At 42.3% G+C, this 26,428-nt stretch carries 25 protein-coding genes and 1 pseudogene; 17 read left to right on the top strand and 9 right to left on the bottom strand.

Annotated features, from left to right (window positions below):
* Positions 1 to 2: 2 nt before the first annotated feature.
* The 3 genes from O3650_RS07945 to pepC all read left to right on the top strand — a co-directional run bounded on the left by O3650_RS07945 (position 3) and on the right by pepC (position 2,625).
* Positions 3 to 233 carry a GlsB/YeaQ/YmgE family stress response membrane protein gene (locus O3650_RS07945; protein WP_000901573.1) on the top strand — a complete coding sequence of 77 codons (231 nt, stop codon included), beginning with the start codon at positions 3 to 5 and terminating at the stop codon, positions 231 to 233.
* Between the two features lie 223 nt (positions 234 to 456).
* Positions 457 to 1,179, top strand: a complete 723-nt coding sequence (locus tag O3650_RS07940) for a pseudouridine synthase (RefSeq protein ID WP_203175275.1) — start codon at positions 457 to 459, stop codon at positions 1,177 to 1,179.
* Between the two features lie 111 nt (positions 1,180 to 1,290).
* Positions 1,291 to 2,625: an aminopeptidase C gene (gene pepC, locus O3650_RS07935; protein ID WP_101786163.1), complete on the top strand. Its 1,335-nt coding sequence runs from the start codon at positions 1,291 to 1,293 to the stop codon at positions 2,623 to 2,625.
* Between the two features lie 55 nt (positions 2,626 to 2,680).
* Here pepC and O3650_RS07930 read toward each other — a convergent pair whose 3' ends face one another.
* The 5 genes from O3650_RS07930 to O3650_RS07910 all read right to left on the bottom strand — a co-directional run bounded on the left by O3650_RS07930 (position 2,681) and on the right by O3650_RS07910 (position 7,725).
* Entirely contained in the window at positions 2,681 to 3,592 is a 912-nt protein-coding gene (locus O3650_RS07930) for a PTS system mannose/fructose/sorbose family transporter subunit IID (protein ID WP_000136864.1), read from the bottom strand.
* A gap of 23 nt (positions 3,593 to 3,615) precedes the next feature.
* Positions 3,616 to 4,419 (bottom strand): PTS mannose/fructose/sorbose transporter subunit IIC, encoded by an 804-nt coding sequence (locus tag O3650_RS07925; protein ID WP_000022716.1) that lies wholly within the window; start codon positions 4,417 to 4,419, stop codon positions 3,616 to 3,618.
* Between the two features lie 25 nt (positions 4,420 to 4,444).
* Positions 4,445 to 5,434 carry a PTS sugar transporter subunit IIB gene (locus O3650_RS07920; protein WP_004258131.1) on the bottom strand — a complete coding sequence of 330 codons (990 nt, stop codon included), beginning with the start codon at positions 5,432 to 5,434 and terminating at the stop codon, positions 4,445 to 4,447.
* A gap of 234 nt (positions 5,435 to 5,668) precedes the next feature.
* Entirely contained in the window at positions 5,669 to 6,688 is a 1,020-nt protein-coding gene (adhP, locus tag O3650_RS07915) for an alcohol dehydrogenase AdhP (RefSeq protein WP_000649185.1), read from the bottom strand.
* Between the two features lie 224 nt (positions 6,689 to 6,912).
* Positions 6,913 to 7,725, bottom strand: coding sequence for a Cof-type HAD-IIB family hydrolase (locus O3650_RS07910; protein WP_101786161.1), 813 nt, complete (start codon positions 7,723 to 7,725; stop codon positions 6,913 to 6,915).
* Between the two features lie 189 nt (positions 7,726 to 7,914).
* On the opposite strand from O3650_RS07910, the gene O3650_RS07905 reads away from it, so the two are divergent.
* The 6 genes from O3650_RS07905 (at position 7,915) to folK (ending at position 14,043) form a co-directional block, all read left to right on the top strand.
* Complete coding sequence (locus tag O3650_RS07905; RefSeq protein WP_000359256.1) at positions 7,915 to 9,333, top strand: NCS2 family permease; 1,419 nt, start codon at positions 7,915 to 7,917, stop codon at positions 9,331 to 9,333.
* A gap of 104 nt (positions 9,334 to 9,437) precedes the next feature.
* Complete coding sequence (locus O3650_RS07900; RefSeq protein ID WP_261219350.1) at positions 9,438 to 10,145, top strand: CPBP family intramembrane metalloprotease; 708 nt, start codon at positions 9,438 to 9,440, stop codon at positions 10,143 to 10,145.
* Between the two features lie 93 nt (positions 10,146 to 10,238).
* Entirely contained in the window at positions 10,239 to 11,213 is a 975-nt protein-coding gene (folP, locus tag O3650_RS07895; protein WP_371491864.1) for a dihydropteroate synthase, read from the top strand.
* 1 nt (position 11,214) lies between these two features.
* On the top strand, positions 11,215 to 12,537 hold the full coding sequence (locus tag O3650_RS07890) for a bifunctional folylpolyglutamate synthase/dihydrofolate synthase (protein ID WP_261072924.1): 1,323 nt from the start codon (positions 11,215 to 11,217) through the stop codon (positions 12,535 to 12,537).
* Positions 12,518 to 13,072, top strand: coding sequence for a GTP cyclohydrolase I FolE (gene folE, locus O3650_RS07885; protein ID WP_000380917.1), 555 nt, complete (start codon positions 12,518 to 12,520; stop codon positions 13,070 to 13,072). Before O3650_RS07890 ends, folE begins: the two co-directional genes overlap by 20 nt.
* A 158-nt stretch (positions 13,073 to 13,230) precedes the next feature.
* On the top strand, positions 13,231 to 14,043 hold the full coding sequence (gene folK, locus O3650_RS07880; protein WP_261072926.1) for a 2-amino-4-hydroxy-6-hydroxymethyldihydropteridine diphosphokinase: 813 nt from the start codon (positions 13,231 to 13,233) through the stop codon (positions 14,041 to 14,043).
* A gap of 45 nt (positions 14,044 to 14,088) precedes the next feature.
* On the opposite strand, the pseudogene O3650_RS07875 reads toward folK, so the two are convergent.
* Positions 14,089 to 14,405: pseudogene (locus tag O3650_RS07875) on the bottom strand (DUF960 domain-containing protein).
* A gap of 237 nt (positions 14,406 to 14,642) precedes the next feature.
* Here O3650_RS07875 and ccpA point away from each other — a divergent pair.
* On the top strand, positions 14,643 to 15,653 hold the full coding sequence (gene ccpA / locus O3650_RS07870; RefSeq protein WP_001090627.1) for a catabolite control protein A: 1,011 nt from the start codon (positions 14,643 to 14,645) through the stop codon (positions 15,651 to 15,653).
* A 203-nt stretch (positions 15,654 to 15,856) separates the two neighbouring features.
* Here the strand turns inward: ccpA and O3650_RS07865 are convergent, their stop codons facing one another.
* Positions 15,857 to 16,819, bottom strand: coding sequence for an asparaginase (locus tag O3650_RS07865; RefSeq protein ID WP_261066322.1), 963 nt, complete (start codon positions 16,817 to 16,819; stop codon positions 15,857 to 15,859).
* Positions 16,820 to 16,884: 65 nt separating this feature from the next.
* On the opposite strand from O3650_RS07865, the gene O3650_RS07860 reads away from it, so the two are divergent.
* Positions 16,885 to 18,273: a Cof-type HAD-IIB family hydrolase gene (locus O3650_RS07860; protein ID WP_371491861.1), complete on the top strand. Its 1,389-nt coding sequence runs from the start codon at positions 16,885 to 16,887 to the stop codon at positions 18,271 to 18,273.
* A 45-nt stretch (positions 18,274 to 18,318) separates the two neighbouring features.
* Here the strand turns inward: O3650_RS07860 and O3650_RS07855 are convergent, their stop codons facing one another.
* A complete protein-coding gene (locus O3650_RS07855; protein WP_000079148.1) occupies positions 18,319 to 18,771 on the bottom strand; it encodes a universal stress protein in 453 nt (150 codons plus the stop codon).
* Between the two features lie 161 nt (positions 18,772 to 18,932).
* On the opposite strand from O3650_RS07855, the gene O3650_RS07850 reads away from it, so the two are divergent.
* The 4 genes from O3650_RS07850 (at position 18,933) to O3650_RS07835 (ending at position 22,987) form a co-directional block, all read left to right on the top strand.
* Positions 18,933 to 19,235 carry a hypothetical protein gene (locus tag O3650_RS07850; RefSeq protein WP_371491860.1) on the top strand — a complete coding sequence of 101 codons (303 nt, stop codon included), beginning with the start codon at positions 18,933 to 18,935 and terminating at the stop codon, positions 19,233 to 19,235.
* Positions 19,236 to 19,391: 156 nt separating this feature from the next.
* The gene (locus O3650_RS07845) at positions 19,392 to 20,606 is read left to right on the top strand and encodes a pyridoxal phosphate-dependent aminotransferase (RefSeq protein WP_000666453.1); all 1,215 of its coding nucleotides are present in this window, start codon (positions 19,392 to 19,394) and stop codon (positions 20,604 to 20,606) included.
* 144 nt (positions 20,607 to 20,750) lie between these two features.
* A complete protein-coding gene (gene rpmH / locus O3650_RS07840) occupies positions 20,751 to 20,885 on the top strand; it encodes a 50S ribosomal protein L34 (RefSeq protein WP_000831905.1) in 135 nt (44 codons plus the stop codon).
* 137 nt (positions 20,886 to 21,022) lie between these two features.
* Positions 21,023 to 22,987 carry a peptide ABC transporter substrate-binding protein gene (locus O3650_RS07835; protein WP_371491858.1) on the top strand — a complete coding sequence of 655 codons (1,965 nt, stop codon included), beginning with the start codon at positions 21,023 to 21,025 and terminating at the stop codon, positions 22,985 to 22,987.
* Between the two features lie 90 nt (positions 22,988 to 23,077).
* On the opposite strand, the gene O3650_RS07830 is transcribed toward O3650_RS07835, so the two are convergent.
* A complete protein-coding gene (locus tag O3650_RS07830; protein WP_261090995.1) occupies positions 23,078 to 24,922 on the bottom strand; it encodes an APC family permease in 1,845 nt (614 codons plus the stop codon).
* 157 nt (positions 24,923 to 25,079) lie between these two features.
* Here O3650_RS07830 and O3650_RS07825 point away from each other — a divergent pair, with 157 nt between their 5' ends.
* Together O3650_RS07825 and rnmV are read left to right on the top strand one after the other, a co-directional pair.
* Positions 25,080 to 25,853 carry a TatD family hydrolase gene (locus O3650_RS07825; protein WP_371491856.1) on the top strand — a complete coding sequence of 258 codons (774 nt, stop codon included), beginning with the start codon at positions 25,080 to 25,082 and terminating at the stop codon, positions 25,851 to 25,853.
* Positions 25,853 to 26,419, top strand: coding sequence for a ribonuclease M5 (gene rnmV, locus O3650_RS07820; protein WP_371491854.1), 567 nt, complete (start codon positions 25,853 to 25,855; stop codon positions 26,417 to 26,419). Before O3650_RS07825 ends, rnmV begins: the two co-directional genes overlap by 1 nt.
* Positions 26,420 to 26,428: the final 9 nt, after the last annotated feature.

Here is a 26,428-nt window from a genome sequence, read left to right as displayed (position 1 = left end):
ATATGTTAGGAAGTATGTTCGTTGGTCTCCTAGTGGGATTTTTAGCAGGTACTCTGACCAATCGTGGAGAACGCATGGGATGTTTTGGAAAAATGTTTCTCGGATGGATTGGTGCCTTTATAGGCCATTTGCTTTTTGGGACTTGGGGTCCAATTATATCAGGAACAGCCATTATCCCTGCAGTATTAGGAGCCATGATTGTCTTAGCGATTTTTTGGAGACGAGGAAGTTAATTTCTTAAATCTGATACTCAATGAAAATCACAGAGCAAACTAGGAAACTAGCCGCAGGTTGCTCAAAGCACTGTTTTGAGGTTGTAGATAGAACTGACGAAGTCAGTAACATATATACGGCAAGGCGACGTTGACGTGGTTTGAAGAGATTTTTGAAGAGTATGAAATGAAAAGGAGGTTGGTCATTGTACTAGCCTCCTTTTGATTATGATATAATAGTTCTATGAGATTAGATAAATTTTTAGTTGCCTGCGCTGTGGGAAGTCGGACTGAGGTCAAAAACTTTCTCAAGGCTGGGCGCGTGACGGTAAATGGTAAAAAAGAAAAGTCAGCTAAATTGCAGATTGATGAAGAAAGAGATGAGATTCTCTTTGATGGGCAAGTGTTGGAGTATGAAGAGTTTGTCTACTACATGATGAACAAGCCCAAAGGAGTTATCTCAGCGACTGAGGATCCTAAGCACAGAACCGTTCTGGACTTGCTGGATGATATTGCTCAGAGCAAGGAAGTTTTCCCAGTAGGACGCTTGGATATTGATACACATGGTCTTCTACTCTTGACCAATGATGGCCAGCTTGCCCATGCTCTTCTTTCGCCCAAGCGTCATGTGGACAAGACTTATCAGGCACAAGTCAAGGGAATTATGACCCAAGAAGATGTGGAGATATTTGCCAAGGGCATTCCGCTCAAAGACTTTACCTGTCAACCCGCTAGACTGGAACTTGTATCCATAGATACAGAAAAGAATCAAAGCCAAATCCGTGTGACCATTGCAGAAGGGAAGTTCCATCAGGTCAAGCGTATGGTGGCTTACTGTGGCAAGGAAGTAGTGGACCTACAGCGTTTGACTATGGGAACTTTAGTTTTAGATGAGAACTTGCAGCGAGGAGAATGGCGTCGCTTGACCAAGGAAGAATTAGAGGTTCTCCTTGCAAGTATTGCTTAGTTTGGTTTATTTTCGAAAAAGGTGAGGGAGAATGTCCTTGCCTTTTATGTTTTTCAGTTGCTTCCTTTGTGAAAAGCGTTATAATAGACTGTAGAATAAAAGGAGGAATCTATGAACGCGATTCAAGAATCATTTACTGATAAACTATTTGCCAACTATGAAGCAAATGTAAAATACCAAGCGATTGAAAATGCTGCTAGCCACAACGGAATTTTTGCAGCCCTAGAACGTCGCCAAAGCCATGTAGATAACACACCTGTTTTCTCATTGGATTTGACTAAGGACAAGGTAACCAACCAGAAAGCGTCTGGTCGTTGCTGGATGTTTGCAGCTCTTAACACCTTCCGCCACAAGCTCATCTCACAATACAAACTGGAAAATTTTGAGTTATCACAGGCTCACACCTTCTTCTGGGACAAGTATGAGAAATCCAACTGGTTCTTGGAGCAAGTCATTGCGACTGCAGACCAAGATTTGACGAGCCGTAAGGTTAAATTCCTACTCCAAACTCCACAACAAGATGGCGGTCAATGGGATATGGTCGTTTCTCTCTTTGAGAAATATGGTGTCGTTCCTAAGTCTGTTTATCCAGAGTCTGTTTCATCTAGCAGCAGTCGTGAGCTAAATGCCATTCTCAACAAATTGCTTCGTCAAGATGCTCAAATCTTGCGTGACTTGCTTGCTTCTGGGGCAGACCAAGCGACTGTTCAAGCTAAGAAAGAAGACCTCTTGCAAGAAATCTTTAATTTCCTTGCCATGTCATTAGGACTTCCACCACGTAAATTTGACTTTGCTTATCGCGATAAAGATAACAACTACCAAAGTGAAAAGGGCATCACACCACAAGAGTTTTACAAGAAATATGTCAATCTTCCACTAGAAGACTACGTTTCTGTTATCAATGCTCCAACTGCTGATAAACCATACGGTAAATCTTACACAGTTGAGATGTTAGGAAATGTGATTGGTAGCCGTGCGGTTCGCTACATCAACGTGCCGATGGAGCGCTTGAAAGAGTTGGCAATTGCTCAAATGCAAGCAGGTGAGACTGTTTGGTTTGGTTCTGATGTTGGTCAGCTCAGCAACCGTAAAGCTGGAATCCTTGCGACAGATGTTTATGACTTTGAATCAAGCATGGACATTAAACTCACTCAAGACAAGGCTGGACGTTTGGACTATAGTGAAAGCTTAATGACCCACGCCATGGTCTTGACAGGTGTTGATTTGGACGAAAATGGCAAGTCAACCAAGTGGAAGGTTGAAAACTCTTGGGGAGACAAGGTCGGTACAGATGGTTACTTTGTTGCCTCAGACGCTTGGATGGACGAATACACTTACCAAATCGTTGTTCGCAAAGAATTGCTGACAGCAGAAGAACAAGCTGCCTATGAATCAGAACCAATTGTACTCGCACCATGGGATCCAATGGGTGCCTTGGCCGAATAAAAGTATAGAAAAAAGGAATCAGATTTTAGAACCTGATTCCTTTTAAGTTGCTTGATTACATGATGTGAAGAACATGTGCCACAATACCCACTGCGAAGAGTGCAAGGATAATAGTGATTGGAGATACTTTTTTCTTAAGCAAGTACATGCAAAGGAGAGTAAGGAGTAGTCCTGATAGTCCAGGGATCAACATATCCAAGTTTTGTTGGAAAGTAGTAACTTTTTCAGGTGTTTGAGACAATCCTTGTCCTACTTGTGCGAATGCTTCTTGAATACCTTTAGATCCTTCTGGCAATTTATCCCAATGGATATAAGCCTTTTCATCTAGTTGAACTTTGGCAACATCGAAAGCAAATTTAATATTTACCCAACGTTGAACAAGGACAGCAAGAATGAACATACCAAGGATAGAAGCTCCTTTAGTGATGTCTTGGAGGATACCGCCAGACATATCTTTAGTGATTTCTGATCCAGCCTTGTATCCAATCTCTTGTGTATACCACAAGAATGACATACGAATCAAGTTCCAAAGAACGAAGAAGAGGATTGGACCTAAGATATTACCAGTAAGGGCAAGTGAAGCACCGAGTGATCCAAGGATTGGGCGTACTGTAAACCAGAATACTGGGTCACCGATACCAGCAAGAGGTCCCATCATACCGATTTTAACCCCTTGGATAGCAGCATCATCAATTTCAACACCGTTAGCACGTTCTTCTTCAAGTGCAAGAGTAACCCCCATGATTGGAGCGGCTACATATGGGTGAGTGTTGAAGAACTCAAGATGGCGTTCAAGAGCAGCGATTTGATCTTCTTTTTTAGTGTAGAGTTTTTTAAGAGCTGGAATTAATGAGTAAGCCCAACCCAAGTTTTGCATACGTTCATAGTTCCAAGAACCTTGTAAGAAAGTTGAACGCCACCAAACTTTTTTACGATCTGATTTAGTTAATTGAAGTTTTTCAGTCATGATGTTTTCAGTCCTTTCTTATCTTAGTAGTCTTCTAGGATATCGCCGATTGGGTCGTTAGAAGTTGCGGCTCCTCCGCCACCATTTCCACCAGTTTTAGAAAGGTGAAGGTAGATAAGAGCGATAGCAACACCGATAGCACCAAATCCGATTAGAGTAATATCTGACACGGCAGCAAGCACGAAACCGATAGCGAAGAATGGCCATACTTCACGAGTTGCCATCATGTTGATAACCATAGCGTAACCAACGGCAACAACCATACCACCACCGATAGCCATACCATCTTTGAGCCAATCAGGCATAGCATTTAGAATGCTTTGTACTGTTTCAGTTGGTACCATTAGAAGGAGTGCTGCAGGGACTGCAATACGAAGACCTTGAAGAAGAAGTGCGACAAAGTGAGCACGTTCAACTGCTTTGAAGTCACCTTTTTTAGCAGAAGCATCAGCAGTGTGAACCAATCCGACAGAGAGTGTACGGACAATCATAGTCAAGAATAGACCAGCAACTGCAAGAGGGATAGCAACCGCTTGGGCAACACCGATACCTGTCTTAGTAAAGTCGCCACCAAGAACCATGATAATGGCAGCAGCAACAGAAGCAAGAGCAGCGTCAGGAGCTACGGCAGCTCCGATGTTAGCCCAACCAAGGGCGATCATTTGAAGAGAACCACCAAGGATAATCCCTGCTTCAAGGTTACCGGTAACAAGACCGATAAGGGTACAAGCTACGATTGGTTGATGGAATTGGAACTGGTCGAGGATACCTTCAAGACCTGCTAGGAAGGCTACAACGACTACTAAAACCATAGAAATAATAGACATCTTTAAAATCCTTTCATAAAATCGATTATTGCACGTTTGCTTTGTTGATCAAGTCAAACAAATCTTTTTTGGTGTCGTTTGGTACTTTACGTACATCAAATTCAACACCAAGGTCACGCATTTTTTCAAATGTAGCAACGTCTTCTTTATCCATAGACAAAACGTTGTTAACCATTGTTTTACCAGTTGAGTGAGCCATTGATCCAACATTAAGAGTTTTGATTGGCACGCCACCTTCGATAGCACGAAGGGCATCTTGAGGTGTTTCAAACAAGATAAGGGCATGTGTTCCTCCGAAGCGAGGATCTTTTGCAACGTCGATTAGTTTTTGGATAGGAACAACATTTGCTTTCACTTTACCTGGAGCTGCTTGTTTAATCAATTCTTTACGTAATTCGTCTTTAGCTACGTTATCTGAAGCAACGATGATACGGTCTGCTTTTGAATCTGGAGTCCAAGCAGTTGCAACTTGACCGTGAAGTAAACGAGTGTCTAGACGGGCAAGGTTGATTTTGAGTTTACCGTCTCCGATGACAGTTCCTTCTGGAATAGCAGCTTGGGCAACTGGAGCAGCTGCAGCGCTTGCTACTTCCTCAACTGGGTTTAGCTCTTCTGGAAGAGCTTTGATGCCATCTTTGGCTTCTTTAATGATATTAGCAGCGACTTTTTCTACACCTGCAGCAGCGTCCATGAGGCGCTCTGTGTAGGCTTGAATTAACATCGGTAAGTTAAGTCCTGTGATGATGGCAAACTTACGCTCAGGATTTTCTCCCATCACGCGACTAGCTTGGTTAAATGGAGATCCACTCCAAAGGTCAGCCAAAACTAGAACCTCATCTTCTGCGTCAAATGCAGCAACAGCGTTATTAAACTTAGCGTATAGATCATCAGGACCTTCATTTGGCATAAAGGTTACAACTTGAACCTTTTCTTGTTCACCAAAGATCATAGATCCTGACTGATGAATACCCGCAGCAAATTCGCCGTGGCTCGCAATAATGATTCCGATACTCATTATTGTCATTCCTCCTTTTTTGTTTTAGTTTTCGTTTAAGAAAACTTTAAGACTGTTTAAGTATAAACCGTTTTCATCTAAAAATCAACTATTTATCATAAAATAATTAAAAATATTACATCTGAAAATATTGATATATTGAGTTTTAGAGAAGTTTTTTTGAATCCTTATTAAAAAATTTAATATAAAAAAGTTGGAAGCGCATTCCAACTTTTAAAATAGGTTTCTAATAGATTAGTGGGTGAAGTCGAGTACCATACGTCCTTGGATTTGACCTTTTTCCATTTCGTCGAAAATGGCTACGGCATCTTCTATTGGACGTTTTTGAACAACTGGAACTACTAAACCTTCTGCACCGAATTGGAAGGCTTCTTCCAAGTCTTTACGAGTTCCTACAAGAGAACCGATGACTTGGATTCCATCTAGAACGGTTTTTACGATACTTAGTTCCATCATTTCAGAAGGAAGGCCGACAGCGACAACGCGACCACCAGCACGAACTGAGTCAACAGCCTGGTTGAAGGCAACTTTAGATACAGCAGTTACGACAGCTGAATGAGCTCCACCATCAGTTTTTTCCTTGATGAGTCCTGGTACATCTTCAACTTCGAGGCCGTTAATAACAATGTCAGCGCCTACTTCTTTTGCAAGGGCAAGTTTGTCGTTATTGATATCAACTGCGATGACATGAGCATTGAATACTTTTTTAGCGTATTGAACAGCTAGGTTACCAAGGCCACCAGCACCGTAAAGAACAACCCATTGGCCTGGTTCAACTTTGGCCTCTTTAATAGCTTTATAGGTTGTTACACCAGCACATGTGATAGAAGAGGCTTGGGCTGGATCAAGTCCGTCAGGAACTTTAACAGCATAGTCTGCTGTTACGATACATTGTTCAGCCATACCACCGTCTACTGAGTAGCCGGCATTTTTTACTGTACGGCAAAGAGTTTCACGGCCAGTTGTACAGTATTCGCAAGTACCACATCCTTCAAAGAACCAAGCAACGCTGACGCGGTCGCCGACTTTAAGACTTTTAACATCTGGTGCAATTTCTTTAACGATACCAACACCTTCGTGACCTAGGACACGTCCTGGTACCTGACCGAAGTCGCCATGGGCAACGTGGAGGTCAGTGTGGCAAACACCACAGTATTCAATTTCTACAAGTGCTTCCCCAGTTTCAAGTGGACGGAGTACTTTTTCTTCAACAGCAACACCAGTGCTTTCTGGATTAACAACAACAGCTTTCATAGCTATCCTCCTTGATATTGACCGAGAACAGGGATAACGGGACTGGATTGATTTTGTGTCAACAGAGTCGAGTATGACGAGCTCTCTTGTATTTATATGTGAATTATATCACAAAAGAAAGCCTTTTCCAAGGTTTTGGAGGCAAAAAGTAGAACAATCGATTAACTGGTTGATGAGACTGTGAAAAGAGCACAAAGACCAGCTCGCAAGCTGGTCAGAATGAACTATAAGAATAAGTCTTGCAGGGTTTTGGCAACTCCGTCTTGGTCATTTGTCAAGGAAATTTGCTCATCTGCATAGGGGAGTAGCTCTGGGTTGGCATTTTTCATTGCATAACCTTTCCCAGCAAAAGCAAGCATTTCGGTATCATTGTGTTCGTCTCCAAAGGCAATCAAATCCTTTTTATCGCGGTTCATTACCTTGAGCAAGTAGTCCAAAGCAAAGGCCTTGTTGACACCTTTTGGGGTACACTCAAGGATATTGAGCGGCCCTCCCCAGGTATTGATAGACAGTTGATGCTGGTAGAAGGCGTTCATTTCTTTTGCAAGGGCATACTTGTCACTGGCTCTGGTCTGCAACAGGATACAGTTAGGATCCTTAGTTACCAACTCAGGCTGGAATTGATTTTCAGGCTGGAAAGCTTCTACACCAAATAGTTTGGGATTAGCAATTTCTTCATTAGGATTTGTAATGTAGAATTTTTTACGATATTCTCCAGCGATAAAATCGGCTTGAATGTCCTCTGAACGTCGAACCATGTCTAGCAGATATTTTTTGTCTACGGTTAAACACTTTTCAAAGCTCCAAACTTGGTCTGGTAAATGAGTAAGGGAGCCGTTGAAATTAATCATAGGAGTGTCTAAGCCCAGTTCACGGTAAAAATCTTTTGACATACGGTAAGGGCGACCTGTCGTAATAATAACCTGATGGCCTTTTTCAGCAACTTTTTTGATGGTTTTTTTGGTAAAGTCAGAAATTTGACTGTCTGAGTTGAGCAGGGTTCCATCCAGGTCAACTGCAATAATTTTCTTCGTCATAGGGACCTTTCTAGTGTCTTTTCAGATAAGATGTCTACTATTATAACAGAAAGCAGGCAGAAAAGCAGATTCGAAACAAAAAAAGAAATTTCATCAAATTCTTAAATAAATCAAACAAAGATATTGAAAAAGTGAATGATAAATGATATAATTCTATTATTGTTCGTAAAAATTAAAAGGAGATTGATAATGGACAAATTATTTAAACTAAAAGAGAACGGTACAGACGTTCGTACAGAGGTTCTCGCTGGTTTAACAACTTTCTTTGCAATGAGCTATATTCTCTTTGTAAACCCACAAATTCTTTCGCAAACAGGAATGCCTGCTCAGGGTGTATTCCTCGCAACGATTATCGGTGCAGTTGCTGGTACCCTGATGATGGCCTTCTACGCCAACTTGCCATATGCTCAAGCGCCAGGTATGGGACTCAATGCCTTCTTTACCTTTACAGTTGTATTTGGACTCGGTTATTCTTGGCAAGAAGCCCTAGCTATGGTCTTCATCTGTGGAATTATCTCATTGATTATTACCTTGACAAATGTTCGTAAAATGATCATTGAATCGATTCCAAACGCCCTTCGTTCAGCTATTTCAGCTGGTATCGGTGTCTTCCTTGCCTACGTAGGTATTAAGAATGCTGGACTTTTGAAATTTTCTATCGATCCAGGAAATTACACGGTTGCAGGAGAAGGGGCTGATAAGGCTCAAGCAGCGATTACAGCAAATGCTTCAGCAGTTCCAGGCTTGGTCAGCTTTAATAATCCAGCTGTTTTGGTGGCTCTTGCAGGACTTGCTATTACAATCTTCTTTGTCATTAAAGGGATTAAAGGAGGAATTATCCTCTCTATCTTGACAACAACTGTTCTTGCTATCGCAGTTGGTTTGGTAGATTTGTCTAGTATCGATTTTGCTAATAACCATGTTGGTGCAGCCTTTGAAGACTTGAAGACAGTCTTTGGTGCAGCTCTTGGTTCAGAAGGTTTGGGAGCTTTGATTTCAGATACAGCTCGCTTGCCTGAAACTCTGATGGCCATTCTTGCCTTCTCATTGACAGATATTTTTGATACAATTGGTACCTTGATCGGTACAGGTGAAAAAGTTGGTATCGTAGCGACAAATGGTGAAAATCACCAATCAGCTAAGTTGGACAAGGCTCTTTACTCTGACTTGATTGGTACTTCAATTGGTGCCATTGCAGGTACTTCAAACGTAACGACTTATGTTGAGTCTGCTGCTGGTATTGGTGCTGGTGGACGTACTGGTTTGACAGCCTTGGTTGTAGCTATCTGTTTTGCGATCTCAAGCTTCTTTAGTCCACTTCTAGCGATCGTACCAACAGCCGCTACAGCTCCAATCTTGATTATCGTTGGGATTATGATGTTGGCTAGCTTGAAAAATATCCATTGGGACGATATGTCTGAAGCGGTTCCTGCTTTCTTCACATCTATCTTTATGGGATTCAGCTACTCTATCACTCAAGGGATTGCAGTTGGTTTCTTGACTTACACTTTGACTAAGCTTGTTAAAGGTCAAGCTAAAGATGTTCATGTCATGATTTGGATTTTGGATGCCTTGTTTATCCTTAACTACATCAGTATGGCACTATAAATGCTATAATATAAAAAGGGGTTTTCCCCTTTTTATATTATAGTTACTTGAAAATTGCTTCAAACTAGGTAGGTGATTTTGATTGAATGGTAGGAGTATGATTGATGATAAGAAAGAATATTTGGGATGAAGTATTAAACAGGGGGAAGTGGTTAATAATCTTTCTAGTAGGGCTTTTGTTTTCTCAGTTTCCTTTAGCCCTAGCAACTTTTTTAACTAGCAGAAAATTTCCACTGCTTCAAACTGGACTATTAGTAGGGGCCTTATCTCTTGTGGTTTTAACTGTATTTATAATAGGTGCTAGGAAAACACAGTTGGCTAGTTTTGGTTTATCGTTTTTCAAGGCTAAGGATTTGGCTAGATTGGCCTTAAGCTATCTAGTGATTCTTGCCTTTAATATTCTTGGTGTGGTCTTACTGCATTTGATGAATGAAACAACAACCAGCAATCAATCAAATATTAATGATTTGGTCCAGAATAGTTCCTTAATTTCCAGTTTTTTCTTACTGGTTCTAATAGCTCCTATTTGTGAGGAGATTTTATGTCGAGGAGTGATTCCTAAAAAACTCTTTCGTGGTAAAGAAAATGTGGGTTATATAGTCGGTGCTATTATCTTTGCCTTGCTTCATTTACCGACAAATCTACCTTCTCTTCTTATCTATGGAGGAATGTCAACTGTGCTAACTTGGACAGTTTATAAAACCCAACGTTTGGAAATGTCTATCTTACTTCACATGATTGTTAATGGAGTTTTTTTCTGTTTGTTAGCTCTTGTGGTGATCATGAGTCGGACATTAGGGATTTCTGTTTAAGATTATTGACAATTGCTTACTTGTTTCTACTGGGAAAAAGATGAATGCAATCGTGTCCATCTTTTTCTTTTTATGGTAAAATAGAGAAATAATATGGTGAAAAGCCTTGAGGGAGTGACCGATATGTCAAGTAAAGCCAATCGTGCAAAGACAGCTATTTGCGGAATTATCAATGTAACCCCAGACTCCTTTTCGGATGGTGGTCAATTTTTTGCTCTTGAGCAAGCACTCCAGCAGGCTCGGAAGTTGATCGCAGAGGGAGCGAGTATGCTAGATATCGGCGGAGAATCGACTCGGCCGGGAAGTAGCTATGTTGAGATAGAAGAGGAAATCCAGCGTGTTGTTCCAGTGATCAAAGCGATTCGCAAGGAAAGTGATGTCCTCATCTCTATTGATACTTGGAAGAGTCAAGTAGCAGAAGCTGCTTTGGCTGCTGGTGCCAATCTAGTCAATGATATCACTGGTCTAATGGGTGATGAAAAAATGGCTCATGTGGTAGCTGAAGCGAGAGCGCAAGTGGTCATCATGTTTAATCCAGTTATGGCACGACCTCAGCATCCTAGTTCGCTTATCTTCCCTCATTTTGGCTTTGGTCAAACCTTTACAGAAAAAGAGTTAGCTGACTTTGAAACATTGCCAATCGAAGACTTGATGGAGGCTTTCTTTATACGAGCACTATCGAGAGCAGAGGAAGCTGGTATTGCGCCAGAAAATATCCTGTTGGATCCAGGAATTGGCTTTGGTCTGACCAAGAAAGAAAATCTGCTTCTTTTACGGGACCTGGATAAACTACATCAGAAAGGCTATCCAATCTTTCTCGGAGTGTCGCGCAAGAGGTTTGTTATCAATATTCTTGAAGAAAATGATTTTGAAGTCAATCCTGAGACAGAACTTGGTTTCCGCAATCGAGATACGGCTTCGGCTCATGTAACCAGTATCGCTGCGAGACAGGGTGTGGAAGTGGTGCGCGTGCATGATGTGGCTAGTCACAGGATGGCAGTTGAAATTGCTTCGGCTATTCGTCTGGCTGATGAAGCGGAAAATCTAGATTTAAAACAATATAAATAAGATGAAAGAATTTGAAAATAATCAGTGGATTGCTAACTATCGGACGGACCAACCGCATTTTGGCTTGGAACGCATGGTGGAACTGTTAGCTTTGCGTGGCAATCCCCATCTCAAACTCAAGGTTATCCATATCGGAGGAACCAATGGCAAGGGCTCGACCATTGCTTTTTTGAAAAATATGCTAGAAAAGATGGGGCTGAGAGTTGGTGTTTTCAGCTCGCCCTATCTCATTCATTACACAGACCAGATTAGCATCAATGGGGAATCCATTCCAGAGGCTAGGCTAGAAGCCCTCATGGCAGACTACCGGTCTTTGCTTGAGGGGGAATCGGCTGCTAATTTGCAGGGGACAACTGAGTTTGAGATTATCACAGCTATAGCCTATGATTACTTTGCCGCAGAGCAAGTAGATGTGGCCATCATGGAAGTTGGCATGGGTGGACTTTTAGATAGTACCAATATTTGCCAGCCTATTCTAACAGGCATCACGACCATTGGCTTGGATCATGTGGCCCTACTTGGTGACACCTTGGAGGCCATAGCAGAGCAGAAAGCTGGTATTATCAAACAAGGCATTCCCTTGGTAACAGGTCGTATCGCTCCAGAAGCTTTGGGTGTGATTGACAGTATTGCGGAAGGGAAAGATGCGCCGAGACTTGCCTACGGGACAGATTATCAGGTCAGCCATCAAAAGAGTGTGGTTACAGGCGAAGTCTTTGACTATACAAGTGTTGTCAGACAAGGTCGCTTCCAGACTGGTCTGCTTGGTTTGCACCAGATAGAGAATGCTGGGATGGCCATAGCTTTACTTGATACTTTTTGTCAAGAGGATGGTCGAGAACTAGCAAGCAATGACTTGATTGTCCAAGCCTTGGAAGAAACAAGATGGCCGGGGCGTCTGGAGGTCGTGTCAAGGAACCCCTTGATGATCTTGGATGGAGCCCACAATCCCCATGCTATCAAGGCTTTATTGGCAACCTTGCAAGAACGCTTTGCAGATTATCATAAAGAAATCCTCTTTACTTGCATCAAAACCAAGGCCTTAGAGGATATGTTGGACTTGCTGGGGGCCATGCCAGATACCGAGCTTACCCTGACACATTTTGACGACAGTCGGGCGACTGCTGAAAGCGTGCTGGAAGAGGCAGCCAAGTCTAGAAATCTCAGCTACCAAGGTTGGCAGGATTTTCTAGAGCAGAAATTGACAGATAAAAAAGAAGAGAAAAAAACAGTTAGGATTGTCACTGGTTCCTTGTATTTCTTGAGCCAAGTGAGAGCCTATCTGATGGAGAGGAAGAATGAGAATGGATACACAAAAGATTGAAGCAGCTGTAAAAATGATTATCGAGGCTGTCGGAGAGGACGCTAACCGCGAGGGCTTGCAGGAAACACCTGCTCGTGTCGCTCGTATGTACCAAGAGATTTTTTCAGGTCTTGGTCAAACAGCGGAGGAACATTTGTCAAAATCCTTTGAGATTATTGACGATAATATGGTGGTAGAAAAGGATATCTTTTTCCATACTATGTGTGAACACCACTTTCTACCATTTTATGGGAGAGCGCATATTGCCTATATTCCGGATGGTCGTGTGGCAGGTTTGTCTAAGCTAGCCCGTACGGTTGAAGTTTATTCGAAAAAGCCGCAAATTCAAGAACGTTTGAATATCGAAGTGGCCGATGCCTTGATGGAGTATCTAGGTGCTAAAGGAGCCTTTGTTGTCATTGAGGCGGAACATATGTGTATGAGCATGCGTGGTGTCAGAAAACCAGGTACTGCAACCTTGACGACAGTAGCTCGAGGCTTATTTGAAACAGATAAGGACCTTCGAGATCAAGCTTATCGTTTAATGGGACTTTAATACTCTTCGAAAATCAAATTCAAACCACGTCAGCTTCCATCTGCAACCTCAAAACAGTGTTTTGAGCAGCCTGCGGCTAGCTTTCTAGTTTGCACTTTGATTTTCATTGAGTATAAAAAGAATCCGCTTGAAGCGGATTTTTCTAGAAAGGAATCATTATGGATCAACTGCAGATTAAGGATTTGGAAATTTTTGCTTATCATGGTCTTTTTCCTAGTGAGAAGGAATTGGGGCAAAAATTTATCGTTTCAGCCATCTTATCTTATGATATGACCAAGGCGGCTACAGACTTGGATTTGACGGCCTCTGTCCATTACGGAGAATTGTGTCAGCAGTGGACGTCTTGGTTTCAGGAAACGAGTGAAGATTTGATTGAAACGGTAGCTTATAAACTGGTAGAACGTACCTTTGAGGCCTATCCTCTTGTCCAAGAAATTCAGCTGGAACTGAAAAAACCTTGGGCGCCGGTTCATTTGCCATTAGATACTTGCTCAGTGACTATTCATCGCCGCAAGCAACGGGCCTTTGTCGCCCTAGGAAGCAATATGGGGGACAAGCAAGCAAACTTGGAGCAAGCGATTGAGAAGATGCGAGCTCGTGGCATCCATATTCTCAAAGAGTCCAGTGTCTTGACGACGGAGCCTTGGGGTGGTGTGGAGCAAGATAGCTTTGCTAATCAAGTGGTTGAGGTTGAAACCTGGTTGTCGTCCCCAGTGCTATTAGAGAGCTTGTTAGCCATTGAGTCAGAGATGGGACGGGTGAGAGAAGTGCATTGGGGGCCTCGTTTGATTGATTTGGACTTGCTCTTTGTGGAGGACCAGGTCATTTATACAGACGACCTCATCTTGCCTCATCCTTACATAGCGGAACGCCTTTTTGTCCTTGAGTCCTTACAAGAAATTGCGCCTCATTTTATCCATCCTACATTAAAGCAACCGATCCGTAACTTGTATAATGCTTTGAAAAAATAGAAAAAACTCTAGTTTTCAGTAGTTTATAACTGAAGGCTAGAGTTTTTAAAATAGGTCATTTTCTTCTGGGAGGAGGATAGTCTCTCTACCGTCCATGTCTAAAACTAGGACTCTGGGGGATAAAGAGGGTCGAAAGGGTGGTTGAAGTCAAAATCAATGGCTGTAGGGAGGTGTTGACTTGAGAAGTGGAAGGTAATTTTTCCTTGGTTATTAAGCAATTGAAACTCGAGTTCCTCCTCCAATTCAAAGACATTTTTTAAGAAGTGGTCGATGATATACCAAAAAGAGTCAATAACGTCATCAGGCAAGCTGGTAACAATGCCAAAACTAGCAGACCGCATGTGGGTATTGGTAAAAGCCATATTTCTTCCCCCTTTCTTTTTCCTTATCATACAGCAAATAGGATTAAAAATCAAGAAAAGGTGATTTTTTCTTCATAAACATAGCTTTCTATGAAATTTTTTTCAAACAATCTTCAAAAAATACTTGAAAGTGTTTACAAATAGTGATAAAATGGAATAAGTGGAATCATGAAAACGAAATTTTCATACCGTCTCTTTTTTGGAGTCTCGTGAGGTATGATATAGAAAGGAAATGGAATGAATACAGACGATACAGTAACGATTTATGATGTCGCCCGTGAAGCAGGAGTTTCAATGGCGACAGTTAGCCGTGTAGTCAATGGCAATAAAAATGTAAAAGAGAACACCCGTAAAAAAGTGCTTGAGGTGATTGACCGTTTGGATTACCGTCCAAATGCAGTGGCACGTGGTCTTGCAAGTAAAAAGACAACCACTGTCGGTGTCGTGATCCCCAATATTACCAATGGTTATTTCTCAACACTTGCTAAAGGGATTGATGATATCGCTGAAATGTACAAGTACAATATCGTCCTTGCTAATAGTGATGAGGACGATGACAAGGAAGTTTCAGTTGTCAATACCCTGTTTTCTAAGCAAGTGGATGGTATCATCTTTATGGGGTATCACTTGACTGAAAAAATTCGTTCAGAGTTTTCTCGTTCTCGAACACCAGTTGTTCTTGCAGGAACTGTGGATGTAGAACATCAGCTTCCAAGTGTCAATATTGACTACAAACAAGCAACGATTGATGCAGTAACCTACCTTGCTAAAGAAAATGAGCGCATTGCTTTCGTTAGCGGTCCACTAGTGGATGATATCAATGGTAAGGTTCGTTTGGTTGGCTACAAGGAAGCCTTGAAAAAAGCAGGTATTTCTTATAGCGAAGGATTGGTATTTGAATCCAAATACACTTATGAAGACGGTTATGCCTTGGCAGAACGCTTGATTTCATCAAACGCAACTGCAGCAGTTGTAACAGGTGATGAATTGGCAGCAGGTGTCTTGAACGGTCTTGCTGATAAGGGTGTGTCAGTACCAGAAGAATTTGAAATCATTACTAGTGATGATTCACAAATCTCACGCTTTACCCGTCCAAACTTGACAACTATTGCCCAACCTCTTTATGACCTTGGTGCTATTAGTATGCGTATGTTGACTAAGATTATGCACAAGGAAGAGTTGGAAGAACGTGAAGTTCTCTTACCTCATGGTTTGACAGAACGTCGTTCAACACGAAAACGTAAATAGAAAAAATCAGGGAATCGTGAAGATTTCCTGATTTGTTTTTAGAGGAGAGAATTATACTCAATGAAAATCAAAGTGCAAATTAGGAAGCTAGCAGCAGATTGCTCAAAGTACAGCTTTAAGGTTGTAGATAGAACTGACGAAGTCAGTAACCATACATACGGTAAGGCGACGTTGACGCGGTTTGAAGAGATTTTCTAAGAGACTTACCCTTCCATATAGTCTTTCAAAGCCTGTCCTGTTAGTCCGGCATTGAGGGCAATGAGGAGTTTCAAGCGGGCTTTTTGGGCGTTGAGTTCTTTAACAAAGAAGACACCAGATTTTTGCAACTGCACGCCTCCACCTTGGTAGGCATAGACAGGCTCAGCGATACCGTTAAAGCATCGCGAAACCAGGGCGACTGGGATTCCTTTTTGCAGAAGGCTTTCTAACTTTTGAGACGTTTCTTTGGGAATATTACCAGCTCCGAAGGCTTGGATAATCAAACCGTCCAATTGTTCCAAATCCAGCATATCAATCAGCTCATCTGTCATACCAGCATAAGCAGAGATGATAGGGACTAATCCTTGTATGTGATCAAGGTCAAAGCGGACACGGGGTTCAGCTGTTTTGAAGTAGAGGATTTCCTGTTTCATGATCAGACCAAGTGGCCCGTGCGTTGGAGTCTGGAAGGTGCTGACGTTGGTCGTATGTGTTTTGGTAACATACTTGGCAGCGTGGATTTCATCGTTCATAACAACCAAAACTCCTTTGTCAGCAGCCCTGTTATCGCTAGCTACCCGCAAAGCACTCAGATAATTATAAACACCGTCACTGCCGAGTTCGTTGGAGCTGCGCATGGCCCCTGTTAGAACGATAGGCATATGGGGAACTTCCATGGTATCAAGGAAATAGGCTGTTTCCTCTAGAGTATCGGTCCCGTGTGTGATTACCACTCCATCGTAGTTAGCCGCTTCTTCTTTGATTTTTTGGTAGAGGGCCAGCATATGCTTGGGTTTAATATGGGGGCTTGGCAGGTTAAAAAAGTCCAAGGTGTGGACTTGGATTCCTTCAAGTGGGTTGGACACATGGTTCATGGGATTATCTGAACTAGTCACAACAGCGCCAGAAGCATCGGCCTGCATGGAAATAGTTCCACCTGTATGTAAAACAAGGATTTTCTTAGGCATGATTTACTCACTCTTTCTGAAATGTGGTATAATCATTGTATCACAAAAGGGGAGATTGGGATAGGATGGAAGTCAAAGCTGTTTTTTTTGATATCGATGGAACCTTGGTCAACGATCGCAAGAGTGTTTTGAAATCCACTAAGGACGCGATTAAGATTGTCAAAGAACAAGGAGTACTTGTCGGCGTAGCGACAGGTCGAGGACCTTTTTTTGTTAAGGAATTGATGGACGATTTGGATCTGGATTTTGCGGTAACCTACAATGGCCAGTATATCTTTACTAAAGAAAGAGTCTTGTTTACGAGCCCGATTTCCAAGTTACATTTGCGTCAGCTAATTTCTTATGCTAAAAAAGAGGGCAAGGAGATTGCCCTAGGGACCAAGGATGCCATGCTAGGTTCTAAAATCATGTCCTTTGGTTTGGGTTCTTTTTCCCAACGAATCAGTCGCTTCGTTCCCTCAGTTTTAACTCGGACAGTGAGTCATTCCTTTAATCGTATGGTCAGCAAGGTTGTTCCCCAAAAGGAAGAAGACCTGCTTCATCTGATGAATCAGCCTATCTACCAAGTTTTGATGCTGATGACACCAGAAGAATCTGAGAAGGCGGCAGCAGATTTTCAAGATTTGAAATTGACACGTAGCAATCCTTTTGCAGCGGATGTCATCAATCAAGGAAATTCTAAATTGGAAGGCATACGCCGAGTTGGGAAAGAATATGGTTTCGATCTCAACCAAGTCATGGCCTTTGGTGACTCAGATAACGACCTAGAAATGCTGGCAGGTGTTGGTATGTCGGTCGCTATGGGAAATGGTAGTAGCAGTGTTAAGGAAGTTGCTAAGCATATTACCACCAGCAATCAGCAAGACGGAATCCATAAGGCCCTAGAACATTTTGGTGTTTTAGCTTCAGAAACAGTCTTTGTCAGCCGTGACTATCATTTCAATAAGGTCAAGACCTTCCACCACATGATGGATGAACGAACCCAAGAAGAACCTCGAGCTTGGGATTTAGAAGGTGCAACCCATAGGGCTGGCTTTAAAATAGAAGAATTGGTGGAGTTTGTTCGAGCTGCCAGCCCTTCTGAAGAGGACTTTGGTCAAGCTCTATCGCAACTTCATCAGGCCCTTGATAAGGCAGCAGATAAGGTAGCACAGAAGACGCCTGCTCAGCAAGATTTGGTAGGGCAAGTGGATGCCTTGATTGACACACTTTACTTTACCTACGGTAGTTTTGTCTTGATGGGAGTGGACCCAGAACGTATTTTTGACATTGTCCATCAGGCTAATATGGGGAAAATTTTCCCTGACGGCAAGGCTCATTTTGATCCAGTGACCCATAAAATCTTAAAACCAGATGATTGGGAAGAAAAATATGCTCCAGAACCTGCTATTAAAAAGGAACTGCAGCGCCAGCTCAAGGCTTATGAACGCCATAAAGAGAGAAATAAATCGTAAACAAAAAGTAAATAAAAAGGAGCTGGGGGCTCCTTTTCTTCGTGATTATAAGGTTTTTTCTTGTTCTCTCACCACCAGCAAATCAACCTTAGCATGGCGGAGGATGTATTCAGATGAAGAACCGACCAAGAGGCGTTCAAAGGCGTTGAGACCAGTTGCACCAACGAGGATGAGGTCCACTTCTTCTGCATCTGGAATAGTACGTGCCAGTAGGGTCTTTGGATTTCCCATTTCAATGACGATATGAACATCTGCCACCCCAGCATCTTTAGCACGTTTTTCGTACTCTTTCATCAGACTTTCAGCGTCGACTTGGAGTTCTTCGTAAACTTCAGCATCAAAGGTGGATACGCTTTGGAGAGCGCGTGTGTCAATGACATGTGCGATGGTGAGTTTAGCGTCGTTTCGTAGAGCAGAATGAACTCCCTTGACAAAAGCCAAGTCTGCTTCCTTAGAACCATCGATTGCGACCATAATATTTTGGTAACGTTGTGCCATAATGAAACCTCCTGAAATTTTCTTACTATTATTGTAAACCTTTTCACTATAGAAGTAAAGCAAAAAAAGTATTTTTCAAAAGAATGTTAGTGCTTAACATCTATATAAATATATGATAAAATAAAAGAAAGGACAGCAGGAAAGAAGTGAAGGGAGGGAGAATGATGAAGCACTCTTTTCAAGAAACAAAAAAATCAAATTTCCTTTATTATGGAATCATCTTAGTTTCAGTCTTGGTAGAAGTTGTCATGATCTGGCAATTAGAGAGTCTGGTACCGTTTCTTTATCCAGGGTTTATCGGATTTTTAGTCTTTCATGTACTCTACCATCTAATCTTATTTCTGGTTGCAAAACGAAGTGGTCGCTGGGGTTACTTGATGATATGGGGGCTTTTCCTCATGTTCAATCTTCTTTATGACTCTTTTTTAGGTTTGCTTTTTCTAGGTTTATCTTTTGGTATGTGATCTGTCTTTGGCAAAATACCTGCTATCTCCCCTGTCTTGACCTTGCTTTTAGTGAGGTTTTTCTTCTATCCGAACCTAGTAACCCATTTCAGTAAACTTGTCGCATTCTCTTTCTAGTGGTATAATGTTACTATCCTGACGAATTGAGGAAACAAGATGAAAGAATATAACAAGTCTAGTAAGTTAGAGCATGTTGCTTATGATATCCGTGGCCCTGTTTTGGAAGAAGCCATGCGAATGCGAGCAAACGGAGAAAAGATTTTACGTCTGAATACAGGAAATCCAGCAGAATTTGGTTTTACAGCGCCAGATGAGGTCATTCATGACTTGATTATGAATGCGCGTGATAGTGAAGGTTACTCTGACTCCAAAGGGATTTTCTCAGCCCGTAAGGCCATCATGCAGTATTGCCAATTGAAGAAATTCCCAAATGTAGATATTGATGATATCTACCTTGGAAATGGTGTCAGTGAGCTGATTGTCATGTCCATGCAGGGGCTTTTGGACAATGGGGATGAGGTCTTGGTGCCTATGCCAGACTATCCTCTCTGGACAGCGGCTGTCAGCCTAGCTGGAGGAAATGCCGTTCACTATATCTGTGATGAAGCTGCAGAATGGTACCCAGATATTGACGATATCAAGTCAAAAATCACTTCCAATACCAAGGCAATCGTCCTTATCAATCCAAATAATCCAACTGGAGCCCTTTATCCTAAGGAACTCTTGTTGGAGATTATTGAGATTGCCCGTCAAAACGATTTGATTATCTTTGCGGATGAAATTTACGACCGCATGGTAATGGATGAACATGTGCATACGCCTGTGGCGAGCTTAGCACCAGATGTTTTCTGTGTCAGCATGAATGGTCTGTCAAAATCCCACCGTATCGCTGGTTTCCGTGTGGGTTGGATGGTCTTGTCTGGACCTAAGGCACATGTAAAAGGCTATATCGAAGGGCTCAATATGCTGTCCAATATGCGCCTTTGCTCTAATGTTTTGGCCCAACAAGTCGTACAAACTTCCTTGGGTGGCCACCAGTCGGTCGATGAATTGCTCCTTCCCGGTGGACGAATTTACGAGCAAAGAAATTTCATCTACAATGCCATTCAAGATATTCCAGGTTTGTCTGCCGTTAAACCCAAGGCTGGGCTCTATATCTTCCCTAAAATCGACCGCAATATGTACCGTATCGATGATGATGAGCAATTTGTCCTTGATTTCTTGAAGCAGGAAAAGGTTCTCTTGGTTCATGGTCGAGGCTTCAATTGGCAGGAACCAGACCACTTCCGTATCGTTTATCTTCCTCGTGTTGATGAACTAGCCCAAATCCAAGAAAAAATGACTCGTTTCTTGAAACAGTATCGCAGATAGGGCTTACATCTGAAAAAGCTGGAAACATTTGCCTTGAGCTATTGACAAAAGTGAAAGAATCAGATAGAATAGTAAAGTATGTTTAGTAACTGATCACTTTATAGCCGGCTAAACGAATACAAAATCTATGAGGAGGTATTCATCGTGAAACGTACTTATCAACCAAGTAAACTTCGTCGTGCGCGCAAACACGGATTCCGTAACCGTATGTCAACTAAAAACGGTCGTCGCGTATTGGCAGCTCGTCGTCGTAAAGGACGCAAAGTTTTGGCTGCATAATCCAAACGAACTATAACAAAAATCAGTAGGAACTCGAGTCTACTGATTTTTATTTTTGTAAAAAAGTTCAAAAAGGCTTTATATTTTTGCTTAAATGGTGTATAATATTTCACATACTGTAAAAATGGAGAATAATCATGAAGAAATCAAAAGTTATGCTTTTTGGAGCTATGGCTTTGACAGCAGGTCTAGCTCTAGCGGCATGTGGGTCTTCCCAATCAAGTAGTGCAGACAAGACTTACTCTTATATCTTTGTTAGCAACCCAGATACCTTGGATTATATTACCTCTACACGAGACTCAACATCTAGTATCACAACCAACTTGATTGATGGGTTGTTGGAAAATGACCAGTATGGCAATCTCATTCCATCTATGGCTGAGTCGTGGACTGTGTCAAAAGATGGTTTGACTTACACTTATAAGATTCGTCAGGGAGCTAAATGGTACACTTCTGAAGGAGAAGAGTATGCGGATGTAACAGCTCATGACTTTGTGACTGGTCTTAAGTATGCGGCGGATAAAAAGGCTGAAAACTTGTATTTGGTGCAAGACTCTATCAAGGGGCTAGCAGATTATGTTGAAGGGAAATCATCTGATTTTGGAACTGTCGGTGTTAAGGCGGTGGATGATTACACGCTACAGTACACCCTCAACCAACCTGAGACTTACTGGAACTCTAAAACTACAGCAAGTATCCTTAATCCTGTAAATGAAGCCTTCTTGAAGTCTAAGGGAGATGACTTTGGAAGTGTGACACCATCAAGTATCTTGTCAAATGGTCCTTACTTGTTTAAATCTTTCTCATCAAAATCTTTGATTGAATTTGACAAAAACCCTAATTACTGGGATAAGGACAATGTCAAAATTGAGAAAGTGAAACTCTCTTTCTTTGACGGTTCTGACCAAGATAGTTTGGCGAGAGGATTTTTGGAAGGCAACTACACAGACGGACGTATCTTCCCAACAAGTTCAGTCTTTGCTGAACTCAAGAAGGGGAATGAGGACAAGATTACCTACACACCACAAAACTCAGTTACTTTCTACTATCTTTTCAACGTGAATCGTCAAAGCTACAAGCAAACTATGAAACAGTCTGATAAGGAAAAGACAGATTCACGCGCAGCTATGCAGAATAAAGATTTCCGTCAGGCTATCAACTTTGCCTTTGACCGTCATGCTTATGCAGCACAGACAAATGGTGAAGATGGAGCAGACCGTATCTTGCGTAACACAGTTACACCAAGTAACTTTGTCCAAGTTGGCGATAAGAACTTTGGTGATATTGTCAATGAAAAAATTGTCAACTACGGTAAAGATTGGGCAAATATCAATCTAAACGATGGTAAGCAAGCCTTCTTGAATCCTGAAAAGGCCAAAGAGAAGTTTGCGAAGGCAAAAGAAAGTCTGCAAGCACAGGGAGTAACCTTCCCAATTCATTTGGATATGCCAGTTGACCAGACTGCTAAGTTAGATGTGCAACAGGCTGGATCTTTCAAACAAACAGTGGAAGAAACTCTTGGTAAGGAGAATGTGGTTATCGATGTTATCCAACTTTCCCCAGATGAAAAAGACCAAGCAACCTACTTTGCAGATACAGCAGAACAAAAAGACTACGATATCGACATCTCAGGATGGGGTGGAGATTACTCAGATCCGAAGACTTACCTAGCCATCCTTGATCCAGAGACAGGTTCTCAGTTGAAAAACATGGGCTTGTCTGAAGGAAAAGACAAGGAAGTTAAGGACAAGATTGGTCTTTCTGACTATAAGAAACTCTTGGATCAGGCAGACGCGGAAATCACAGATACTCAAGCTCGTTATGAAAAATACGCTGAAGCCCAAGCTTGGTTGACAGATAGCGCCCTCTTCTTACCAGTTCAAAGTGGTGGAGCTAATCCAATCTTCCGTAAGACTGTACCGTTTACAGGTCCATTCTCATTCGTTGGAAATAAAGGAAATGCTGATAACTACAAATATGTTGAATTGCAAAAAGAGGCAGTAACTGCTAAACAGTACCAAGAACTCTATGAAAAATGGCTAAAAGAAAAAGCTGAGTCAAATAAAAAAGCTCAGGAAGATTTAGCTAACCACATTCAATAATATGCCTAGTCACGCTTTTCAGTAAAGCATAGTGATAGGATTCAGAAAAAGGCCTTACCAGAGCTTCTTGCTTCTGGTAGGGCCTTTTCTTTATTCTTTTAAGTGATAGGAGTAGCTAGCGACAACGACGTCTTGGTGCCAACGGAGGGCATATTTGAGTTTGAGGCTCATCTGATTGTGCAGGATATTTTGCCAAGGTTTATTAGGGATAAACTGGGGTACCAGGACAGTGACTGTATAGTTCTTTTTCTGGGCATCCTCAGAGATCCGTTTGACATACTTGACAGTAGGGGTGATGATGTCGCGGTAGCTGGTCTTGATATTTTTCAGAGTAATGGTTGGGAAGTAATCGGCAAATTCTTGGAGAATTTCTTGGTCTTTTTCTGCTGTTTCCTTAGTAGAAATGTGCATGGCTAAGACTTCATCACCGATACTTTGAGCGTAGTTAATGGCTCCAACGCTTACACGGGTGACATTCCCTACTAGGACGAGAACTAGATTTCCATCGTAGGTACGTTTTTCGATGCCTTCATAGAGTCGTAGTTGTTGGGCCACTTTTTGGTAATGACTGTGAATCGCCAAGAAGAGTAGGGTGAGTACGAGAATAATCGGGAAGAAAGGCCAGATATCACTGAGACGGAAAAAGAGCAGGATTAGCACGATAGCGTAGCAAATGATAGCCCCAAGGATATTGGCAAGAGCAGGTTTTAAGAAATTTGCCCCTTTTTCTTTTTTCCAATGGCGAATCATCCCAGTCTGAGATAGGGCAAAGGGCACGAAGACCCCGATAGTATAAAGAGGAATCAAGCGTTCGGTATTGCCATTAAAAATGAGAAGAAGAATCATAGCCCCAAAAGCCAGAGTTAAAATTCCATTGGAGTAACCTAGGCGGTCTCCTTTTTCCATAAAGAGATGGGGCATGTATTTGTTTTTAGCCATATTGTAAGCCAACATAGGGAAGGCCGAAAAGCCAGTATTTGCAGCTACGGCCAAAATCAAGGCTGTGGAGAATTGGAAGATATAATACCCAAGGTGACCTGAGAAGGAATTACCAAGGATGCCTTGAGCCATCTGTGAAAGAATAGTTTCTCCGTGTTGAGGCATAATCCCCATCCAGTAGTTTAGGAAGGTGATACCAGCAAAAAGAAAACCTAAAATCAGTGACATAATGGTCAAGGTCTGAGCGGCATTCTTTTCTTTCGGAGCCTTGAAAAAGGGAACGGCATTTGAAATAGCTTCAACTCCTGTCAGAGAGGCAGAGCCGCTGGTAAAGGCTCTTAGAATGAGAACGATAGACAGGCTCGGAACAGCATGCCCAATAGGTGAAGTTGCCTGATAGCTGAGAGACCCTGTCATTAGTTGAAAGATTCCATGGAGCAAGAGAAAGACAGTGCTGATGATAAAGAGATAGACAGGAATCATCAGTGAACTGGCAGATTCTTTCAACCCTCGTAAGTTCAAGAGCATGAGCAAGCAAACTAGAAAAATGGAAATGTGGAGGTTGTAAGGGTGGAGAGCAGGGAGAGCTGCTGTGATAGCATCAGCTCCAGAAGCAACAGATACTGCTACGGTCAGCATGTAGTCAACCAGCAGACTACCTCCAGCAATCAAGCCTAGCTCGGGAGATAGATTTTCTCGAGTAACCATATAGGCCCCTCCTCCTTGAGGATAGGCATGGATGATTTGACGGTAGGAAACGGTCAGGCTGGCTAGAAGTAGGAGGACAAAAAGGCCGATAGGAAGGCTCCACCATATAGCAAGAGGAGAGAGACTAGCCAAGACGAGGACTACTTGCTCAGGCCCATAGGCAATGGAAGACAGAGCGTCGCTTGATAACATGGCTAAGGCCTGCATTTTTCCCAGCAGACCTCCCTCGCCTTCTGTTAAGGACTTAAGAGGACGGCCTATAAAGGTCTGTTTTAATTTTGTAAACATAGTTGTTTCCTTTGTTGAAAAATTCAATAAGTGTTATTATACTGCTTTGGAAAAAGAGCGTCAAGAGATGATAATGGGTTTTAGAATATTTTTTTCAGATGAGGAGAGAGGTCAGTTTTTTTGGTATAATAGAAGATAGAAAACGAGGTTAGAAGAGATGATTTTTGATACACATACACACTTGAATGTAGAAGAATTTGCTGGACGTGAGGCAGAAGAAATTGCCTTGGCCACTGAGATGGGTGTGACACAGATGAATATTGTGGGTTTTGATCAACCGACGATAGAGCGTGCCTTGGAGTTGGTAGATGAGTATGACCAACTTTACGCGACTATCGGTTGGCATCCGACAGAAGCTGGAACTTACACAGAGGAGATTGAAACCTACTTGCTTGACAAGCTCAAGCATCCAAAGGTGGTTGCCTTGGGTGAGATTGGTTTGGATTATCATTGGATGACAGCGCCGAAAGAGGTGCAGGAGCAGGTTTTTCGTCGTCAGATCCAGCTATCTAAGGACTTGAATTTACCTTTTGTTGTCCATACCCGTGATGCGCTGGAAGATACTTATGAGATTATCAAGAGCGAGGGAGTTGGTCCTCGGGGTGGCATTATGCATTCTTTCTCAGGAACTCTTGAATGGGCAGAGAAGTTTGTCGCGCTTGGCATGACCATTTCCTTCTCAGGAGTGGTGACTTTCAAGAAGGCAACCGATATCCAAGAAGCTGCTAGAGAACTTCCTTTGGACAAGATTTTGGTGGAGACGGATGCTCCTTACTTGGCTCCTGTTCCTAAACGGGGTCGCGAAAACAAAACAGCCTATACTCGCTATGTAGTGGACTTTATCGCCGACTTGCGTGGTATGACGACAGAAGAGCTAGCGGCAGCAACGACTGCAAATGCAGAACGAATTTTTGGATTGGACAGCAAGTAATGAAAGAAAAAATTTCTCAAGTCATCGTGGTTGAAGGTCGCGATGATACGGCCAATCTCAAACGCTATTTCGATGTAGAGACCTATGAGACACGAGGTTCTGCCATCAATGAGCAGGATCTAGAGCGGATTCAACGCCTGCACCAACGTCATGGAGTCATTGTCTTTACAGACCCAGATTTTAATGGGGAGCGGATTCGTCGTATGATTATGACGGCCATTCCAACGGTTCAGCATGCCTTCCTCAAACGAGATGAAGCTGTTCCTAAGTCCAAAACCAAGGGGCGTTCTCTGGGAATAGAACATGCCAGCTATGAAGACCTGAAAACGGCTCTAGCTCAGGTGACAGAACAATTTGAACATGAGAGTCAGTTTGACATCAGTCGTAGCGACTTGATTCGCCTTGGTTTTTTAGCAGGGGCAGACAGTCGTAAGCGACGAGAATATCTAGGAGAGGCTCTCCGAATCGGCTATTCTAACGGCAAGCAACTCCTCAAACGCCTAGAGTTGTTTGGGGTTACTTTGGCAGAAGTGGAAGAAGCTATGAAATCTTATGAGGATAGCTAAGCAGGCACC

Origin of the sequence: Streptococcus sp. 20925_1_24 (assembly GCF_041432335.1) — a bacterium.
Taxonomy (GTDB): domain Bacteria; phylum Bacillota; class Bacilli; order Lactobacillales; family Streptococcaceae; genus Streptococcus; species Streptococcus mitis_BM.
Note: the sequence above shows the minus strand (reverse complement) of the source record. Positions and strands in the feature narration are given on the sequence as shown.

Excerpts from the sequence above, each read along its gene's own strand:
- O3650_RS07945 (WP_000901573.1), top strand. The coding sequence starts at position 3 with ATGTTAGGAAGTATGTTCGTTGGTCTCCTAGTGGGATTTTTAGCAGGT.
- O3650_RS07940 (WP_203175275.1), top strand. The coding sequence starts at position 457 with ATGAGATTAGATAAATTTTTAGTTGCCTGCGCTGTGGGAAGTCGGACT.
- pepC (WP_101786163.1), top strand. The coding sequence starts at position 1,291 with ATGAACGCGATTCAAGAATCATTTACTGATAAACTATTTGCCAACTAT.
- O3650_RS07930 (WP_000136864.1), bottom strand. The coding sequence starts at position 3,592 with ATGACTGAAAAACTTCAATTAACTAAATCAGATCGTAAAAAAGTTTGG.
- O3650_RS07925 (WP_000022716.1), bottom strand. The coding sequence starts at position 4,419 with ATGTCTATTATTTCTATGGTTTTAGTAGTCGTTGTAGCCTTCCTAGCA.
- O3650_RS07920 (WP_004258131.1), bottom strand. The coding sequence starts at position 5,434 with ATGAGTATCGGAATCATTATTGCGAGCCACGGCGAATTTGCTGCGGGT.
- adhP (WP_000649185.1), bottom strand. The coding sequence starts at position 6,688 with ATGAAAGCTGTTGTTGTTAATCCAGAAAGCACTGGTGTTGCTGTTGAA.
- O3650_RS07910 (WP_101786161.1), bottom strand. The coding sequence starts at position 7,725 with ATGACGAAGAAAATTATTGCAGTTGACCTGGATGGAACCCTGCTCAAC.
- O3650_RS07905 (WP_000359256.1), top strand. The coding sequence starts at position 7,915 with ATGGACAAATTATTTAAACTAAAAGAGAACGGTACAGACGTTCGTACA.
- O3650_RS07900 (WP_261219350.1), top strand. The coding sequence starts at position 9,438 with ATGATAAGAAAGAATATTTGGGATGAAGTATTAAACAGGGGGAAGTGG.
- folP (WP_371491864.1), top strand. The coding sequence starts at position 10,239 with ATGGTGAAAAGCCTTGAGGGAGTGACCGATATGTCAAGTAAAGCCAAT.
- O3650_RS07890 (WP_261072924.1), top strand. The coding sequence starts at position 11,215 with ATGAAAGAATTTGAAAATAATCAGTGGATTGCTAACTATCGGACGGAC.
- folE (WP_000380917.1), top strand. The coding sequence starts at position 12,518 with ATGGATACACAAAAGATTGAAGCAGCTGTAAAAATGATTATCGAGGCT.
- folK (WP_261072926.1), top strand. The coding sequence starts at position 13,231 with ATGGATCAACTGCAGATTAAGGATTTGGAAATTTTTGCTTATCATGGT.
- ccpA (WP_001090627.1), top strand. The coding sequence starts at position 14,643 with ATGAATACAGACGATACAGTAACGATTTATGATGTCGCCCGTGAAGCA.
- O3650_RS07865 (WP_261066322.1), bottom strand. The coding sequence starts at position 16,819 with ATGCCTAAGAAAATCCTTGTTTTACATACAGGTGGAACTATTTCCATG.
- O3650_RS07860 (WP_371491861.1), top strand. The coding sequence starts at position 16,885 with ATGGAAGTCAAAGCTGTTTTTTTTGATATCGATGGAACCTTGGTCAAC.
- O3650_RS07855 (WP_000079148.1), bottom strand. The coding sequence starts at position 18,771 with ATGGCACAACGTTACCAAAATATTATGGTCGCAATCGATGGTTCTAAG.
- O3650_RS07850 (WP_371491860.1), top strand. The coding sequence starts at position 18,933 with ATGATGAAGCACTCTTTTCAAGAAACAAAAAAATCAAATTTCCTTTAT.
- O3650_RS07845 (WP_000666453.1), top strand. The coding sequence starts at position 19,392 with ATGAAAGAATATAACAAGTCTAGTAAGTTAGAGCATGTTGCTTATGAT.
- O3650_RS07835 (WP_371491858.1), top strand. The coding sequence starts at position 21,023 with ATGAAGAAATCAAAAGTTATGCTTTTTGGAGCTATGGCTTTGACAGCA.
- O3650_RS07830 (WP_261090995.1), bottom strand. The coding sequence starts at position 24,922 with ATGTTTACAAAATTAAAACAGACCTTTATAGGCCGTCCTCTTAAGTCC.
- O3650_RS07825 (WP_371491856.1), top strand. The coding sequence starts at position 25,080 with ATGATTTTTGATACACATACACACTTGAATGTAGAAGAATTTGCTGGA.
- rnmV (WP_371491854.1), top strand. The coding sequence starts at position 25,853 with ATGAAAGAAAAAATTTCTCAAGTCATCGTGGTTGAAGGTCGCGATGAT.